We start from the raw sequence: 3,433 nt of genomic DNA, 5'->3' as shown, positions 1-3,433 counted from the left end.
TTTGCTTTCTGCGGGAGGCCCCTGAAAGAGCCATTGGGTCGGACCGGCCTGCCTGTCGTCTTGTCCGCCGTAGCTTTAGCGAAGGAGGAAGCCTTCTTGGCCTTCGTAGCTTCAGCGAAGTAGGCGGCGTAGACTGGAGGGCGGGGAAATGGGGGTTGGACGAGACCTTCGACAACACCGTTGTCTTCTGGAATCCCGAGCAGCCGTTCGCTCCCGGCCAGGAGCGGCACTTCATTTACCGCCTGCACTGGGGCGCGAAGCCGCCAGCGGCTCCGGAAATGGCCCATGTCGTTTCCACCCGCATCGGCGCGGGCGGCATCCCGGGTGAAAAGAACCGCACGACATCGCGCAAGTTCGTGCTCGATTTCAAGGGCGGCCGTTTCGAACAACTGCCATGGGAAACCAAGGTGGAACCGGTGATCAGCACATCGCGCGGAAAAATCCTGCATCCGGCCGCCCGGCCGGTGGTGGATGGCGATACATGGCGCTGCAATTTCGACCTTCTGGTGGATGGCAAGGAACCCGTGGATCTCCGCCTCTATCTCAGGGATGCCAAGGGAGCCTTGAGCGAAACCTGGATCTATCAGTACACGCCTGAGTGACCATTTTCGGCGCGGTCCTGACATGTTATGAAACATCCGCTCTCCATCACCGCCGCGCTGTTGTTGCCGTTGGCTGTCTTGCACGCAGCCCAGCCGCTCAACATTCTCTTCTTCACGTCTGATGACATGAACCATGATTCCACCGCCGTTTTCGGCGGGCCGATCAAGGACCTCACGCCGCATGTGGACCGGCTCGCCGCGGAGGGATTGCGCTTCGAACATGCGTATTCCACCGTCGCCGTCTGTCAGCCGGTGCGTCAAACGATGTTCTGCGGCCTGTACCCGCACCGCAGCGGCTCGATGGGGTTTTTTCCGGTCAAACCGGAAGTGCGAACGCTCAATCAACAACTGCGCGACGCCGGCTACCTCATCTCCCGCTTCGGCAAGGCCAACCACCTCCGTCCGTGGGAACAATTCTGCTTCGATGTGGAAGATGACACCATCAGCCGCCGTCCGTCGAAACTGGCCGAAGCCACGCGCATGGTCCTGCGGAAGGCGCGTGAGGAAGGAAAGCCGTTTTTCCACAACATCAATTGCTACGACCCGCACCGCCCGTTCATCGGCATGAAAGGTCCCGATGATCTCGCCGAGGGCGAACCGCCAAGCCGCTGGATCAAACCGGAGGAAGTCACTGAAGTCCCCGGTTTCCTAGAAGATCTGCCGGAAATCCGCCGCGAGCTCGCAGGCTACTACACCAACGTCCGCCGGCTCGACGATGCCGTGGGCGCGGTGATGAAATTGCTGGCGGAGGAAGGCTTCGCCAATAACACGTTGGTTGTCTTCTACGGCGGCGACCACGGCATGTCATTTCCGTTCGGCAAGTCCAACAGTTATGAAAACAGCTCGCGCGGCGCGCTCATCGTCCGCTGGCCCGGCGTGACCAAGCCCGGTGCCGTGGACCGCGATCACATGGTCTCGACGCTCGACTTCACCCCCACCCTGATCGACGCCGCGCGGCTGCCCGCCATTCCGAACATCGATGGCCGCACGTTCCTGCCCGCCCTCAAGGGTGAAACGATGACCGGCTGGGACCGCGTCTTCACGCAATACAACGCCGCATACGGCAACAACTGGCTGCCGATGCGCTGCATGCGCACCAAGACCCGCTCCTACATCTGGAACGCGTGGAGCAACGGCACAAAGAAATATCACACCGAAAACATGGCCGGGCTCTCGTGGAAGGCCATGCTCGCCGCCGCCGAATCCAACCCGGAAATCAAGGCCCGCACGGAATTCTATCTCCACCGGGTTCCCGAGGAATTTTATGACATGAGCAACGACCGCTGCGAGCGCGTTAACCTCATCGCCGACTCCGCGCGGCAGGCTGAGATCGAGTCGATGCGCAAGGAGCTGCTGGCCCTGATGCAAGACACCGGAGATCCCTTCGCCGAAGCCTTCGCCAGTCGGGAAAAAAAGGAACTGGTTCCCGCCGTCCTCGAGAAGTTGAAGCGGCAATATGGCGGCCGCCCGGATTCCCGCTGAGCGAATATGAGCGGAAAATTTCCCGCAGCCCGTCCAGCGTTGATAAAATCACGCCCATGCCGCGTATGATAGCCCGATGAAACAAAAACTCACATGCCTCCTCGCACTCATTCCCTCCCTGCTCATCGCCGGAGAAACCGTTTCACTTTTCAACGGCAAGGATCTCGACGGGTGGACGCTTGACGTCCCGGCGCGCGACAAAGTCTCGGAAGCCACTGACATCCCGATCAAGGAAGGGGTCATAACCTTCGACACCCGCAAGGGCGCATGGTGGGCCGCCACTCCGCCGAGCTTCATCGTCCGTGACGGTCTGCTCGTCAGCCTCGGCAAACCCGGCGGCCACCTCGTCACCAAGGAGGTCTTTTCCAACTACAAGCTGGTGGTGGAATACCGTTTTTCGAAAGAATCCGGCAATTGCGGTGTGCTGGTCCACGCCTCCACTCCGCGCCGGCTGTATGACATGTTTCCCCAGTCGATCGAAGTCCAGATGCAGCATGAGAATGCCGGAGACTTCTGGTGCATCGGCGAGAACATCGAGGTGCCGGACATGGAGAAACGCCGTCCCCGCAAGGATCCCGGCCAGCCTTTCGGCGGCAATGCCAAGGACGCACGCCGCATCATCAACCTGACCGACGGCTCCGAGAAACCGCTCGGTGAATGGAACACCATGGAAATCGAGTGCAAGGGCGATGAAGTCATCGTGCAGGTCAACGGCACGCTGGTGAACCATGGCAGCAAGAGCACAGCCACCTCCGGCAGAATCGCCCTGCAGGCGGAAGGTTCCGAGGTCGAGTTCCGCAAGGTGGAACTCACACCGACTCCGAAATGATGCGGCCGACCCGCTCAAGATCAGAGCTTTTCACTCGCGGACTAATTTGAACCGCAAATTCGTGACGCGTTTTGATGCATCCACCTATTCCCGCTTGAACAGCGCCGCGGAAACCGGTAGGCCGTGACCGGCCTCCGTATAATCATGGGCGCTTGATGTCATGAGTGAACCTGAAATCGGATTTCGCGCGCCCCTGCCTGAGGAACTCGCGCCTCTGTTTCCCAAATATCAGATTTTATCTCTGATAGCGACGGGAGGCATGGGTGCGGTTTATCATGCGGTGCAAACCTCGCTTGAGCGTGAAGTCGCCATCAAGATCCTTGCTGCAAGGAATTTGCTTTCTGCGGCTGCAAGGAGTTTGCTTTCTGCGGGAGGCCCCTGAAAGAGCCATTGGGTCGGACCGGAGGGCGGGAAAAAGGGGGTTGTTCGCCAGCCCCGCGAGCGTTCCCATAAAGGTCGAGTTCATCCCCGTGCAGGCCTGCAAGTCCACCACCAGGCACATCTCCCCGCGCATGATCCG

General features: G+C 59.9%; 3 protein-coding genes and 1 pseudogene. 3 read left to right on the top strand and 1 reads right to left on the bottom strand.

Annotated features, from left to right (window positions below; translation table 11 throughout):
• Nucleotides 1-155: 155 nt before the first annotated feature.
• The 3 genes from AC4DF4_RS18285 to AC4DF4_RS18275 all read left to right on the top strand — a co-directional run bounded on the left by AC4DF4_RS18285 (nt 156) and on the right by AC4DF4_RS18275 (nt 2,913).
• Nucleotides 156-602, top strand: coding sequence for a glucan biosynthesis protein (locus AC4DF4_RS18285; RefSeq protein ID WP_490049534.1), 447 nt, complete (start codon nt 156-158; stop codon nt 600-602).
• A gap of 27 nt (nt 603-629) precedes the next feature.
• Nucleotides 630-2,084, top strand: a complete 1,455-nt coding sequence (locus tag AC4DF4_RS18280; protein WP_490049533.1) for a sulfatase family protein — start codon at nt 630-632, stop codon at nt 2,082-2,084.
• Nucleotides 2,085-2,160: 76 nt separating this feature from the next.
• Nucleotides 2,161-2,913, top strand: a complete 753-nt coding sequence (locus AC4DF4_RS18275) for a 3-keto-disaccharide hydrolase (RefSeq protein WP_490049532.1) — start codon at nt 2,161-2,163, stop codon at nt 2,911-2,913.
• A gap of 235 nt (nt 2,914-3,148) precedes the next feature.
• Here AC4DF4_RS18275 and AC4DF4_RS18270 read toward each other — a convergent pair.
• A pseudogene (locus AC4DF4_RS18270) lies at nt 3,149-3,433 on the bottom strand (hypothetical protein); the annotation flags it as partial.

This window comes from Luteolibacter sp., assembly GCF_058122085.1.
The sequence above is the reverse complement of the archived record's forward strand: the minus strand, read 5'-3'. Positions and strand labels throughout refer to the sequence as shown.